The organism is Solibacillus sp. FSL K6-1126 (assembly GCF_038003445.1).
In the GTDB taxonomy this organism is placed as follows: Bacteria; Bacillota; Bacilli; order Bacillales_A; family Planococcaceae; genus Solibacillus; species Solibacillus silvestris.
This window is the reverse complement of the sequence record NZ_JBBOPD010000001.1, coordinates 1,985,810-2,000,584: the sequence shown is the minus strand read 5'-3', so window position 1 is coordinate 2,000,584 and position 14,775 is coordinate 1,985,810. Positions and strand designations below refer to the sequence as shown.

Here is a 14,775-nt window from a genome sequence, read left to right as displayed (position 1 = left end):
TTTTATTATTCATAGGAACGAAGGGCTTCAACTAATTCATTCATTACTTGCTCATCCATTGCTCCGATAATTTTTTGAAAAACACGTCCTTCCGCATCTAAAATATAGCTCGTTGGCAGCGTCATGATTTCATACGTGAGACCAACCTCTCCACTTTCATCGAGTAAAATCGGAAATGTTAGCTCATGCTCCTGCACAAATTGCTCAATTGCTGGTCGACCATCATCCATATTTTTTACATTGACAGCTAGAATTTCAACCTCTTCATGATGCTTCTCATAAAAACTTTGCATATGGGGCATTTCTTCTCGACAAGGTGGACACCATGTTGCCCAGAAATTGACGATTGTAATTTTCCCTTTCGAATCCGACAAACTTACTGGCTCCCCATTTAAAGTCGGTAGCGTAAAATCCTGTGCCACAGGAATGTCGGACGTAATTGCTCCCGTCTCAACCTGTTCTTCTGGAGCATCCATCATTTCTTGAGTCGGTTCGTTCACTTTTTTTGTCTTCTCACCGGCTAAGTAATCCCAAGTAGCATAGCCTCCAAGTAAAACGAGGAGTACAATCGCTAACAATTTCTTAATCATGCTCTTTCTTCCCCTTTGCTGTAGCGGGTACAATCGTAAATTTGATATCCACCGCTTCGATTACCGTTTGAATCATCCCACAATTTTTTACAACCAACTTTTCAAGCTTCGCTAGTTGCTCTCCCTTCACTTCCTCGTTAAATGACACGTGTGCTGTGATGACAATCGCTTCGATTCGATTCGCCATCTCTGGATTACGATGCCCCTCTGATGTAAATGAAACCTCTACAAAATGAAGACGCATCTTTTGTAACAGCATCACTAGTAACGATCCACTACACGTCGTCAACGAGGCGAGAAGTAACTCATACGGCTTATAACCTTTTAGTGGATTCGTAGACGTGTACAACTCACCAAATGACAACTGCCCAATCAATCGCTCCTGTTCATAAACAAATTGCATTTCACCCACTCCCTTCACTTGAAGTATGGAGGAGAAATGTGAAAATTTCGTTAATATATACAAAAAAAGCAAGCAAATGAATCATTCACTTGCTCGCAACTGGATGGAACTATTCGTTTGCTTCCTCTGAAGAAGTCATTTCTGCATGACCATTCACCTTCATTTGAATGGTCATGATTATGTGCTTCGCCATCTTTCATCATTTTCTTTTGATGACGTTCGATTGCTAGTGCACGAATTTCATCAATTGTTGCCATTGAAGTATCTTCATTTTCAGCTATATAGCCTTTTGCATCTTCTTCAATTATTACTTAATCTAAATGAACCAAAATCGGTTCTCTTCATTCTTTTATAGATAGATAGCTTTATAAAAAAACCGATTTTATCATGCCCATAATATAAACATGAAATAATTAATGATTAATAAAATAAAAATAATCATCAGTATGGATAATAAATTAATATGTGCACTAGATGGCTGAAACTTTCCATTCATAATCCCTTGCTCTTTATTTTTATAATTACGATTTGTAATATAAATGACGATAATACCTAAAATGCCAGAGAAAATACCTAAAATAATTGACAACACATCTACCCACGCATTTCGTATGTTTCCAATTGTAAAATGCAAGCTTGTTGCTAAAAAGCCCACTCCTACAATGGCAATAGCTGTTCGTACCCAAGCCAAGTACGTTCGCTCATTGGCCAAATGCTGTTGTGCATACTGGATTTGATTAATCTCCGTTTGGTCTTTTTTCATTTTTTCACCTCTTCCTTTTACTCTAAAAATAGAAATAATTTGTTTAACTCTATAGCCAGCTTTAAAAAGCATCTGTTTAATAGAGCGGTAAAATCTTTACAAAAGGACACTAGAAAAGCCATACACATTTGCTGTATATGGCTTCTTTGACCATTAATATTGCCGAATAAAATCAATTAAATCTTCTTTTGGCATGAAGCCCGCAGTCTTGCCTTTTAATTCACCGTCTTTAAATACTAACAACGATGGAATTGACATAATCTGATAGTTCGCTGCTGTAACTTGGTTCGTATCTACGTCTACCTTCACAATTTTCACTTCGTTGCCGATTGCTGCATCCACTTCCTCTAAAACTGGCGCAATCATTTTACATGGACCGCACCAGGCTGCCCAAAAGTCCACTAATACGACACCGTTTGAAATTTCTTGTTCAAATGTTTGATCTGTTGCATGTACAATTGCCATGTTTTATTCCTCCAAATATGTTTGATGTTTTTTGATTAATTGGCGCAAGCCCTCTTCACTGACAGGGCCTACGATGCGCTCCAGTTCCTCACCTTGTGCATTAAGTAGCACGGTTGTCGGAATGGACATTACCCGAAAGGCAGTTCCTACTTCATCTGTTTCATCCATTAAAATTGGATAGGTCACTTCATAAGTTTCCATAAAATTAGCCAATGCCTGCTCGCCATTATCACGGTCTGTTAAGTTCACCCCGATGAGCGCTACCCCCGCCGGTAAATTTCCCGCAAAGCTTTGCAAGTGTGGCATTTCTGCTTTACATGGTGGACACCAGGTTGCGAAGAAGTTAACTATGGTCAGTTTCTGCTCTTGCTCCGATAAATTATACATTTCCCCGGTCGTTGTCGGTAAATCAATCATTTCATGGGCTATTGTTTCAGTTGCTCTCTCTACATCCACAAGCATCATTGCCACTAAACTTAAAATACCCGTAATAACCAAATACTGTGCTTGCTTTGTTTTTAGATACACTGTTAACAAAACAAAAAGATGGACGAGTGTTAGACTACTCGTAAAGCCATTCAACCATGCTAGTAGTAAAAACTGTCCGAGTAACAGCCCGTGTTGATATTTTCTTTCAACAAGTACAAGGGCCAAAAGCCAGATCACCGCAAGCAGCCAGTGCTCCTGAAACCCTAAACTAATGACGTTAATTACAGCCACAACCCTTGCCCAGTATATCCAAATATCTGCCCATACTAGTATTTGTCTTTTTCTTAATAGAATAAAAGCAAGCACCACTAATGCGAGAATATGTCCTCTTAGCCCTCCGTCAAAATAAACTAGTGATAACGGTGCTTTTATAAAGTCAGGTAAAGAAAATAGGATATAGCTGAACTTCCAAACGAGAATATAGGTAATGACAAGTTGCTCTAATAATTTATTTGTTGCTACACCTGCCTTCCGACTTCTAAAATCGCTATAAAAAATAGCAAGTAAGAAAGCGAGCCATGCGATCGGAATATTTACTTGTCCTAAAGATATATACGTCATCTGAAAATTCCTCTCTACCAACAGTTGGCTCTCTATAGCTTATTTAAAATTATAATTTGTCACAATCGGATCACGGTTTTTTGCTTGATCCTGGTAATATTCATATAAAGAAATCCCTAAAAATGATCCTGAGATATTCGTAGCATTTGTATATCCACTATTATTCAGTGCCATTACCGCATTATAGCTGCGTTGTGATGAACGGCAGTGCACATAGACGGGAACATCCGTCGGAATTTCATGCATACGTGCACGTAACTCACTTAATGGAATATTGACAGCCCCTTTTAAGGCGCCTTGTGCAAACTCATTTGCTTCACGCACATCGACAATATACGCTTTTTCTTCAACTAAACCACGTACTTCACTCACACGTACTTGCTTGAAGCGTCCTGCCATTAAGTTTGTAGCCACTAATGCCGCTAAATTCACGACATCCTTTGCCGTTGAAAACATTGGTGAATATGAAAGCTCTAATTCCTTTAAGTCCTCTATCGTGCCGTTCATCGTAATAAGCGTCGCAATGACATCAATTCGCTTATCGGAATTGCCCTTACCGATTGCCTGTGCCCCAATAATACGACCTGTTGGCACTTCGAAAATTAGTTTGAAATGTAAGGGATTACTCGAAGGCATCAAGCCAACTTTATCCGGTGCAATGATATACACCGCATCGGCCGACATTCCAATTTGTTTCGCTGTACGCTCATTTAAACCTGTAGCAGCTGCTGCATAATCAAAAACTTGAATACTGGATGAACCAATGATCCCCTTATTTGTAACCGTCAATCCATACATATGATCTGCTGCTGCACGGGCTTGACGCTGCGCAGGACCGGCCAAAGCCAGACGCGTTGCCTTGTTCATTAATCGGTGGTAAACCTCAATGGCATCGCCCACTGCATAAATATCAGGGTCATTCGTTTGGTAATTTTGATTTACTTTAATCGCACCTGTTTCTCCTAATTCTAAGCCTGCTTCAGCAGCTAGCGACGTTTCTGGTCGCACGCCAATGGCTAGAACGACTATATCCGCCGCTATTACTTTCCCTGAATTCAATATAATCGCAGACGGTGTAATTTTTGCTAAACCATCACCTAAAGTTAAATCCACACCATGTTCTACCAATTCCTTATGTAAAATTTGCGCCATGTCATCATCAAATGGTGTTAAAATTTGTGGGGCAAATTCTACTAGGGATACCGAACGTCCAGCTAAACACAGATTTTCTGCTACTTCCACGCCAATAAAGCCACCACCTATAACCGCAATGTTTTGCGCTTCCTGCTCGACGACTGCTTTTTGTAAACGCTCAATATCTACAACGTTTCTAACGGTAAATACATGCGGTAAATCATTTCCGGGTAAGCTTGGCACAATCGGACTAGCCCCAGGCGATAAAACTAATTGGTCGTAAGATTCTGCCGATAGTTCATCGGTTACGACGTTTTTTACCGTCACCGTTTTGTCCGTCCGGTTAATCGCAATAACTTCACTATTCACGCGGGCGTCAATATTATGCTTGGCTTCAAATGAATCTGGTGTCATCATTAATAATTTTTTGCTGTCCGCTACAATACCACTTAAATAAAACGGTAATGAACAGTTTGAAAAGGAAACGTGTGGGCCTTTCTCAAACATCACAATTTCAGCTTGCTCATCCAAACGTCGAATTCTTGCTGCTGCGGAAGCACCGCCTGCAACTCCACCAATAATGACTACTTTTTTCATTGTGAACCCTCCTATGCCACTTCTTAGATTTGCAAATCACCTATTTCTTACACACATAATATACCCCGCTAGGTATATTGTCAACCGTTTTTATTATATCCATTCTAGTACTCGTTAAAGCTTGTCCTATCTCATCTTATGTAATATTCTTAGCTGCTTCCTTTTTCATTAGGGCTATAATTAAAGTATTTCCTTAATCTCATTTATCACTATTAGTATATATGTATATTTAGTTAATTCAAAAATTTAAAATAATTCATGGTAAAAAAACGAATCGACTTGAAGATAAAATGAATAACTTAAAACCAAACTCAGAAGTGAAAGCCAAGTTTTAGGCTGGACTAGAAGCATATAAACGAGATTCAATTGTGTCATTTGGAAGAATTTAAAGTCATCTAATATCTGAGAGTGAAATCCTTCGTCATAAGGAGATGCAGATAATTGAAATGAAATAGCTTAATATTTAAAGCTTCATTGTAACAAGAGAGGTCGTGTTCCCTAATAAAAAATGGGCTGATGTAAATGGATATAACGGAGAATAATCATCATTGAAGTATATTCGAGTAAAAACTACTATTGTCAGGACCTTAAAAGAACGTAGTAACTGCCATATTGTGATTAATTCTATCAATTGATACTACTGTAGAAAGTGCAGAAGCATCGAATCAAGCTTTTATATTGTCGTAATGAAAAGCTATAGACGTGCGTCAATCTTTTTTACGGCGACTGGTTATGAGCAAGTTCGTTCATTTTCAATTACTTAACGGGTGATATTGAAGCGGCTCTTAAAGTAAAGCAATATCTTCCTGAGACAGGCATATGTAAATTTAATTTAAATAGAAGTAGTACTTTAAATTGGTGATAAAAAAGAATCCATTTAAAAAAAGATTAATCAAACGGATTCTTTTATGGGTTTAAGAACTAAATAAACTTAATACTTCTTTAACTTCGTCTTGATTTCATCTACGGTTATTTGTTAAAGATTTAATTTAATTCTTTTGGAAGTATATAAACATATTCAATAATTTTAATTGTAATCCATAAAAGGTTCTCAACCAGGTATTGTCCTTTATCGAATCTAAATTTAATCCTTTTTAAATAAATCCGGAAACATAGTAGTTAGATTTTGAATGGAATCTTCATCAGCTATTTGGTTTACAGAAGAAAAAATCTTATTAAATTTATTTTCTTCTACTGTCATATGATCCGCTTTTCCACTATTGAATTGTAATAAATCTCCTTGAATGTTTTTAAAGTCACGAAGATGTGAAAAGCTACTAGTAAGGATTAAAGATTTGTATAAATTCTCATAATGGGTGGCCTTTTGTTTAGCTAATTTCACTTCTTCTTTCTGTTTTTCAACTATATATGGTAATTGTTCCAAATGAACCATTTTTTCTTTTAATGAAGTTAATTCTTGAAAAGTTTGCCGAAACATTTCTTCAAAATGGTAAAATTCGTCGATAATTTTTGTTTTGTTGTTATTATGTCGTTCAAAAATATCTTCAATATTTGGAAAGTAAACACCTTCCAATGTAGCGTTAGTAGGTAGAATAATTGGCTTATTTAGTTCATTAATATAGTCCTCAATTCTGCGTTTCCACGTTTGTCTTCCAATACCCGTTTCATTTTGAAGAAATTGAAAAGTAATTTTTTTCCTCCCATTTTTATGTTTAATGCTAAGTGCGATTTCTTTTAATTTTTCATCACTAATTTTTTTAGGGCGCCCAGGCTCTTTAGTTTCACTCATCTTTATATCTCCTAATCCATGCTTCAACAGTAGATCTCTGGTCCATTAATCTTGTTAGTTGAGAGGAAGCAGAATTTAATTTAGTTTGCCCAGATTCTTGATACTTATGGTTCTGAAGATCATAAAACATATTTTTGCTAAGTGAAAACATCATTTCAGTTACTTCCTGTATATTTCTTTGTATAGACAGCGAATAATCGGTTAACCACTTTAATCCTTCTTCTAAGTCATTTAAAGCTGGTTTAAATATATAAAAAGGTTGACATACTTTACATTCACCAACACAATCATTCGGGAAATCAAGATTACTACAGTATCCGAAATCTACTTTTCTAAGTTTTTCGAGCTCGATATCTTCATAAATTAATCCCTTATCGTATAAATATCTTGAAGTATTGTTTATGGTTTTACCTATGTTATTTTCAATATTTAATTCAAGTTTCTTTTGTGCAAGTAAATAAACCTGTGATTGTACATAATGGTCTATATGAGAATAATAGTTGAATTGCATTTCCAAATTATCGTGACCAGCCATTCTAGCAATTGATAACATATTGAATCCTTGCAAAAACATATTCATAATTGCAAAGTGTCTGGTGTCTCCTAAATTAATTTTTTCTAATGATTCATTTTGAATAACTTGGGTATAAAAGTCGTCCAATATTCGTTGTAAATATTTATCGATCAATCTATTCTTTTTTCCTTTTCTTTGACCAGAGCTCCCTTTTGGTTTTGGTAAAAATTTAACATACAGATTATAGGGAAATAAGTATTCTGTTTCAATTTTATTGTCATCTATAAATTGAATGTAGCATGAAATGATTTCGAATGTTTCTTTATCAATTTGAACTGTATCAGTAATATCTAGTTTAAAAGGAGAGTTTGCTTTTTTCTTCTCTCTGGGAATGGTAATCCAAAAGGTTCCATCATTTTTTTTATCTATACATTTTTTTTTAAGTTTAAGAACTTCAATAACTCTCATTGGTAATACATTTGTTAGTTTCCACCAAATTAAAATGGGATAAAACCGAAAATATTCCTCTGAATTGTAAGAACTAAAGAATTCCTCTATAATTTCATCGAAGGCAATTACATCAGGAAAATACGGTAGTTCTCGGTTTTTTTTCTCTGGGGTTTTTATAGAGTTACAAATATCGATAATCTCCGAACTCAATGGATGTTCATAAAAAGTTAAAAATAATCTAATTATCCCAGCCGTTTCAAATCCGACAATTGAGGTTTGCGACATTAAAAAGATTTCTAGTTCCTTTAAATCTTCAAATTTACTCGTTTTTAAGATAACTCTTTTTAATGTCATTAGTATTTTATGGCAAGTATTGATAGCTGTTCCTGTCATTCTTTTTAGAAGTATATAACCTTTTAGAGCTTTATTTAATTCTTGATACATCTCTAAATCAAATTTAAATATAATTTCTCTGTCTTTATTTTCGTTATATATTAACCACACTGATTCATCAAAATTATCAGCATTAATTAAAGAGTTTTCTTTCAAAAAAGAAAAGTATTTCCTCAATTCCTCTTCTGGAATTTGTGTATGTGTTACGTTTTCAATTGATTTTAATGTAATATTCTCAGAAAGTTTACCAATGTCGATTTTCACTTCCATATTATATGCCATCCCCTTTGGTTTACATTAGTAATGGACTCAACTGTAAGATTCGTTTTCTAATGCCAACTAGGTCAATAAAAGTTTCTATATATTTCTCTCCATAGACAGAAATAGCTTCATTTAGAAGTAATAAATATATTTTTAGAAAGTAAGAATCCCTCTCAATAATAGTTGTATACCTCGTTGACTCAATCGATGTCATTAAATTTTCAATTTCTTGTTTAATATGAATAATTGTATATACTTCTGGAATAAAGAATTCACATGAATAGCAAGACTGTAGATGCGGTTTCTCGCAATCAGGGTAACTCAAACATGAACCGTGTTCATTACGAGAAGGCCTTTTTCCACTTAGTATGCCATTTATTAATTCTTTAATTTGTAGATTATTTAATTTACTTAGTTTATTTAATATAGGCAGCCTTTTTTTATCTATATTTTGGAGAAATACTGCCCAATCTTCTATTTGCTTAGGGCTAAATTCTTTTCTGAATTCCATTATATAATGAGTTCTGACATCAATTGGTATTGGACCCTTTTCATCTTCAAATAAAAGTTTAATCAATGTATTGTATAACCATCCAAAATGACCTCTATTGAATAAGTTTAAGGAAACATTTCCAAGGGATCCATCGAAGTTTGTAGCTTTAACATAGATAGCTGTAGTATCTTCTTTTTCATGAGAACGCGTCTGCTGTGTATATGTTAATGCCAATTCAGGATCAGGAGCTTCATCTACAATACTATTAAAAAGATAAGTCATGGTTGAACGATTCATTACTAAACTTTTAAAGCCTCTTAAATCTTCATTATATTTAAAGAAATTTAAATGCTGATTGTTTGGTTTACGAGCTTTTAGACTATTTGAAATAAGTGTTTGAAGTAAATACTTATCCTTAGTATGTCGACGATGTAACTCGCAAATTATAAATGCATTTCCTGCAGCCAGGATAAAATCCATAGGTACAAGAAAGGTTAAGAGTGAATTAGTCTTGGACGTGGTTAAACTTCTTGTTTTATAATAAATTTGATTTATTACGATTTGAGCCTGTTCTTTTGTAACTTTGTTTGACAAAAACCATTCAAAATCATTAATATCTACGGCTTCTAATTCTATATTTATAAGACTATTAACAATGTCTATAGATCTCCACGTATCTATTAGATGCATAATAGTAAAAAGCCACATATTAGCATAATGCTGACTCTTTAAGGCCTCTAAAACATGCCTCTCAATATTTTTGGTATAGGAAAGGTATTCAAGATAAATCTCAGGAGAATAGATTTCTTTTTCCTTATCTTTAGTAGATGATGAAGGGGTAATAATAAAGTTTTTCTTATTATCGATACCCAAGATACCAAACACATACTGAAAAAACCAATTTACTAAAGTCCTGTGAGACAGTGCATAAGATTCATCTATAAGGATGGAATGGATTTCTTCTTCACTTAATTCAAAACATTCGTTAGTTAAATCTAAAATAATTTTTTCATAGCAACTTTTAGCTCGATAATATTCTGACTTAATATAGCTTATATGACCATTTAATGAAGATATTCGTACCGAAATATAATCAATATAGTACTCCCTAGTTTTCTCAATATGCTTTGGAATTTTGATAATTTTAATGGAATGAATTAAATGTTCTAGCAAATAAGCTTTATCGATTTTTATTCCCTTTTCGTTTGGTAGTTTTGTTAAATTTCTAATTCTCTTATATTCCTCTAAATCTGTTAGAGGGATATAGAAATAATTATTTTCTTTAAAACCATTAGGAAAATACCCTTTTTTTATATAACTACTTAACGTTGTAGAATGTATATTTAAATAACTAGCTGCATCACTTGCATTTAAACATTTTTTTTGTATTTCCACTTGTTTTTTTTGTTTTTCCAATTTTGTAATATATAATTTAATTGCATCTAGACTAATTGCTTTTAACTTTTCTCCGTTTTCTAGAAATTCTATAGGGGTACCTAATTTACCATTATTAATAAGTAAGCTCGCTGAATTATAAGGGATATTTAGTTTTTCAGCTACTTCTTTAATGTTTAAATAACCTTTAGGTTTTTTTATTTTAGACACGTATAACTTATAATTTAATTTCAATTTCTCAAAAAAATCATCAGGGAGTGTTTCCAATTCTTCTCGACTTAAATAAACTTTATTTTGTATAATTGTTACTTTAAATAAGTTCAATTCTAAACATTTTTTTATTGTTTTACGAGAGACACCTAATAATTCTGAAGCTTTATTACAAGATATTAACTTTTTTAATGACAAATTTTGAGATATAATTCCTTTGATTTCTTTCAGTGGAAGATACCAAGTGCGAAGCCAAAGTATTCCACCGGATATTTTTTTGTTATTTATCCAATTACCCATTGTTGAACTACTTACATTTAGAATATCCATAGCTTGCTTTGGGGTTACATAATTTTTATTTAAATCTTCAAGGAATTCCTCATACTTTTTTACAGAAGATTCAGGGATAAGAAAAATACTTGTTTGTCCTGAAGTAGATTCCCTAATTTTTTTAATTCCATCAAATCTACCCTGATTTATCCAACGTACTATTTCTGTTTGATTTACATTAAAGTATTGGGCTAACATATTTGTATTGTAATATCCCTTTGGAATAACTTTATTTTTATAAGCCAGAAGATCACCATTATCTCTCAGAAAATTTTCGAAATTTTCTTTAGATAATAGAAACTTACGCCCTCTTAGAGACAATTGTAAGTCAGGTCTAAATATTTTTAGGACTTGTTCAACTGAAACACCTAGGTTTTCCGACAATTCCTTCGTGCTTAACATTTGTCTTTCTTGGTCTAATTTTTTCTTGAGCGATACTACAGATGACTTAGATAAATACAATTTACCTTTCCAGATTATGCTGTCCTCAAAATATCCCCTTTTTTTTAGTTTATATAATAGACCTGCAGAAATGCCCAATGTTTCTTGGACAACAGTAGATTTTATATATCGTTCCTCAATATCATTGATTTCCCTTTCATATTCAACTACATCGGATTCAGGAATCAAATAGTACTCAGGTGAACCATGGGAAATTCTTGATTTTTCTATATTTTTAAAAATATTTTGATTTATCCATAAAAGAATTGTAGCTCTATTAACGTTGAATCTTTGAGCTAACATAATTACTGTGAAAAAGCCTTTGGGAACACCATTTTTCAGTTCCTTTGAAATTGTAAGTTTGAAATCTTCCAATACTATTTTATCAATCAAGATTCTTCTTGAATTAAAAGATGGACATGTTTCTAATCGATTTGATCTTGTCCAATAATAAACTTTTTTTTCAGACACACCGAGATAAATAGCAGCTTCTCTAATTGTAAATTTATCCAATCGTTCACCTAATTTCTTTTTTCATTTTTGCTTTCAATAAGACGAGGAATATAAAAACCATGCATATGATTTAATCTCTCTTCTAATTTTTTTCGAAACCTTGAGGTCCCCTTTAGATATCTTAATGAGGAAAGAAGTGAACTATCACCACGAGGGACTGCAATTTCATAAGGATTTTTTGCATACTCAGCTAACATATTACTAAAGATTCCTCTTCCAATATGAGTTGACCACTTAGAAATTCTAAGGTGGTGAGCAAGTAATTTATCATTAATATTATTGCTATTTTTTAAACAATATATAAAATATTTTTTTACCTTATCAAAGTATTGCCTATAACTTTTCGATGTCATTGCCTTTCCATCACGATTAACAAATAATGCGCTTGTCCCATCTTCACAAGTATATAGTTCTAGATGATCGTCATAAAGTTGGTAAAACCAGTTTTGTAAAATCATTACTGATTGCTTTCTTTCTTTCTTAACGTAATTGGCACCATTGATATCCTTTAAATCAGTACGGAACATGTTTTCCTTCAAATTTATAAGCAAAGATTCCCCATTTACCGTATGTTTAATTGAACTTCTTTTTATATTTACAACCTCACCAACTCTTAATCCACCGAAAATCTGAAAGTATAAACCGAGAACAATAGGTTTTGCAGTCAAGCAAGCTATTTCAAAGAATAATGGTAAATGTTCAATAGGAAAAGTGTGTTCCATTTCATTACTTGATAAACTAGGAAGAATAACATTTTTAAATGGAGATATGTGTATTTTTTTACCATTTTCGTTATAATATGACTCAAAAGTTGTGGAAGTGACTAGGGGTAAGCATTCTTTTTTTGAGAGGTAATAATAAAATAAAGTCAGGGTTCTTTCAATATCTTTAACAGTTTGCCTTGCTTTTCCATCTTCTGTTAAACTGTTAAGAAATTTCTCTCCATGAGTAATTTCTAAATCTCTTAATGATTTTAATTTAAATTTATTTCTATTATCTATAATAAAATTTAAAAAGGAGGATAAGTTTAAAGCATGTTTTCGCTGTGTGTTATATGAAGCATACCTCCAATTGAAAAAGATAAAATCAGTTATTGGATGTACTATTTCAAAATGATTATCCTTATTCTGAAGACATATAAATGCTATTTGCTTTTTTTCGAATTCACCATTTTTTTTAATTTTCCAATCAATCCAAATTGTATCAGCTCTAAATTTGTAGTTTGAATTATATATCGGATATATATTTGTACTCATTTAACCAACCTCCTCCCAAAATATAATTCCTATATTTACAATTAATGCATATAAATATATATATGTACAGAAATAATTAGAATTAATTGGAAAGATATATATTAATGCTATAAATACCCTTTAAATGTAATGTACAGTAATTTATTTCATGAAAGTTCCTTAATTCCTTTATATGGAGAGAAATACATTATATTTATTGTACAATTTATATTTTGTACAGTTATATGTAGATACTCGCAATGATCCCTTCCCCATTATGGGACGTTACTTTTTGCCAAAGTAAATGCGGATTTTCAAATACATCAATCGCTTGAAGTCTCTTTGAATCATTATATTGAACAGTGTCAAGTAAATTGAGCCGTTCAAAAAGATCGGATAATAATTGTTTTCTTGTTGTTAACCGGCTATTTCCCTTATCTTTCCCTTTTAATCTCAGTAAATCAAACACAATATAATGACATGGAAATGTCTTTGAATTTGATTCGATATTTTTTTGATTCGTCATTTTTCCACGTTTTTGCACAAACGAGAATTTACTTTGAAAATGATTGATTAAATAAACGATTTCTCCGTCAAAAATCAGCGGTAAATATGGTTCGATTTCAGCATAAATACTCTTACAGAAACGAATGATTTCTGGAAATTTTTCATTTAATACATTCCCATTTCGGCTTTTCAGCTCAGGAATATTTTTGCCCTTGTCCCAAACTAAAATACAGCGATAACCGTCATACTTTGCCTCATACAACCAATCGTCACCTAATGGAATATCCGGTACATCGGTTAATAACATAGGTTTCACATATAGGCCAACTTTCATTTTTATATTTATGCTTTGTTTTTTTTTGCAGACAATACATAAATTAAATTTTTAGTCCCATAGTAAGGAAAAATGAGGTGACAACATGCATACTGTCTGGAAAGGTAGTATTAGTTTTGGCTTAGTAAATATTCCCGTAAAGCTACATGCCGCAACTGAAAATAAAGACGTTAAACTTCGGCAGCTCCATAAGGAATGCCATACACCGATCAGCTACAAAAAGGTGTGTGAAGGATGTCAGGCAGAAGTAAAAGATGAAGATATCGTAAAGGCATACGAGTATACAAAGAACAAATTCGTCGTTTTGGATGAAGAGGATTTGGAAAACTTGCGTAAAGAAAATGAGGACAAATCCGTAGAGATTATAGATTTTGTTAAGCTGGAAGAAATTGATCCGATTTATTTTGAAAAAACATACTATTTATCACCTGATAATACAGGTGGAAAAGCTTATGTCCTATTACGAAAAACGTTGGAGGAATCAGGTAAAATCGGTGTCGCTAAAATTACGATCCGGTCAAAAGAGCAATTGGCCATTGTCCGTGTCTATAAAAATACATTAGTTATGGAGATCATTCATTTCCCGGATGAAGTGCGAGATGTCGGGGATGTACCGAATATACCAAGTGTTGAAGCAGTCGTGCAAAAGGAACTGGATACGGCCCTTATGCTTGTTGAACAATTGACAACAGAGTTTGACCCAACCAAATATACGGATGATTACCGTACAGCGCTCATGCAGCTGATCGAGGAAAAGAAAACGGAAAGTACGGTTGTGGCAAACGAAAAACGACCGCTACCTGATAATGTGACCGATTTAATGTCCGCATTACAAGCATCCCTGGATAAGACGAAGAAGCCGAAAACGAGAAAACGTGCAACCACTACAAGGACGAAAAAGAATGCATAAAATAAAGCCCATTTCCATTGAAGGAATGGGCTTTATT

13 protein-coding genes and 1 pseudogene are annotated in these 14,775 nt (G+C 33.3%); 2 read left to right on the top strand and 12 right to left on the bottom strand.

Features of this window, described 5'->3' with window-relative positions:
* Positions 1-5: 5 nt before the first annotated feature.
* The 7 genes from MHH44_RS09765 to MHH44_RS09735 form a co-directional block, all read right to left on the bottom strand.
* The gene (locus MHH44_RS09765; protein ID WP_340718246.1) at positions 6-590 is read right to left on the bottom strand and encodes a TlpA disulfide reductase family protein; all 585 of its coding nucleotides are present in this window, start codon (positions 588-590) and stop codon (positions 6-8) included.
* Positions 583-993, bottom strand: coding sequence for an OsmC family protein (locus tag MHH44_RS09760; protein ID WP_340718245.1), 411 nt, complete (start codon positions 991-993; stop codon positions 583-585). Before MHH44_RS09760 ends, MHH44_RS09765 begins: the two co-directional genes overlap by 8 nt.
* Before the next feature lie 50 nt (positions 994-1,043).
* On the bottom strand, positions 1,044-1,250 hold the full coding sequence (locus MHH44_RS09755; protein WP_340718244.1) for a hypothetical protein: 207 nt from the start codon (positions 1,248-1,250) through the stop codon (positions 1,044-1,046).
* A gap of 128 nt (positions 1,251-1,378) precedes the next feature.
* A complete protein-coding gene (locus MHH44_RS09750) occupies positions 1,379-1,756 on the bottom strand; it encodes a YidH family protein (RefSeq protein ID WP_340718243.1) in 378 nt (125 codons plus the stop codon).
* Between the two features lie 153 nt (positions 1,757-1,909).
* The gene (gene trxA, locus MHH44_RS09745; RefSeq protein ID WP_340718242.1) at positions 1,910-2,221 is read right to left on the bottom strand and encodes a thioredoxin; all 312 of its coding nucleotides are present in this window, start codon (positions 2,219-2,221) and stop codon (positions 1,910-1,912) included.
* Positions 2,222-2,224: 3 nt separating this feature from the next.
* On the bottom strand, positions 2,225-3,271 hold the full coding sequence (locus tag MHH44_RS09740; protein ID WP_340718241.1) for a TlpA family protein disulfide reductase: 1,047 nt from the start codon (positions 3,269-3,271) through the stop codon (positions 2,225-2,227).
* Between the two features lie 39 nt (positions 3,272-3,310).
* Positions 3,311-5,002: an FAD-dependent oxidoreductase gene (locus MHH44_RS09735; protein WP_340798452.1), complete on the bottom strand. Its 1,692-nt coding sequence runs from the start codon at positions 5,000-5,002 to the stop codon at positions 3,311-3,313.
* A 662-nt stretch (positions 5,003-5,664) separates the two neighbouring features.
* Here MHH44_RS09735 and MHH44_RS09730 point away from each other — a divergent pair.
* A pseudogene (locus tag MHH44_RS09730) lies at positions 5,665-5,864 on the top strand (flavoprotein); the annotation flags it as partial.
* A 222-nt stretch (positions 5,865-6,086) separates the two neighbouring features.
* Here MHH44_RS09730 and MHH44_RS09725 read toward each other — a convergent pair.
* From MHH44_RS09725 to MHH44_RS09705, 5 genes are all read right to left on the bottom strand, one after another.
* Positions 6,087-6,752, bottom strand: a complete 666-nt coding sequence (locus tag MHH44_RS09725) for a hypothetical protein (RefSeq protein ID WP_340798451.1) — start codon at positions 6,750-6,752, stop codon at positions 6,087-6,089.
* Positions 6,745-8,379: a tyrosine-type recombinase/integrase gene (locus MHH44_RS09720; RefSeq protein ID WP_340798450.1), complete on the bottom strand. Its 1,635-nt coding sequence runs from the start codon at positions 8,377-8,379 to the stop codon at positions 6,745-6,747. The genes MHH44_RS09725 and MHH44_RS09720 overlap by 8 nt, the downstream gene beginning before the upstream one ends.
* A gap of 22 nt (positions 8,380-8,401) precedes the next feature.
* On the bottom strand, positions 8,402-11,752 hold the full coding sequence (locus MHH44_RS09715; RefSeq protein ID WP_340798449.1) for a helix-turn-helix domain-containing protein: 3,351 nt from the start codon (positions 11,750-11,752) through the stop codon (positions 8,402-8,404).
* Between the two features lie 8 nt (positions 11,753-11,760).
* On the bottom strand, positions 11,761-13,008 hold the full coding sequence (locus tag MHH44_RS09710; protein ID WP_340798448.1) for a hypothetical protein: 1,248 nt from the start codon (positions 13,006-13,008) through the stop codon (positions 11,761-11,763).
* Positions 13,009-13,228: 220 nt separating this feature from the next.
* Entirely contained in the window at positions 13,229-13,801 is a 573-nt protein-coding gene (locus tag MHH44_RS09705; protein WP_340799505.1) for an ATP-dependent DNA ligase, read from the bottom strand.
* 112 nt (positions 13,802-13,913) lie between these two features.
* On the opposite strand from MHH44_RS09705, the gene ku reads away from it, so the two are divergent.
* Positions 13,914-14,738 carry a non-homologous end joining protein Ku gene (gene ku, locus MHH44_RS09700; RefSeq protein ID WP_008407087.1) on the top strand — a complete coding sequence of 275 codons (825 nt, stop codon included), beginning with the start codon at positions 13,914-13,916 and terminating at the stop codon, positions 14,736-14,738.
* The last annotated feature ends 37 nt before the right edge of the window (positions 14,739-14,775 follow it).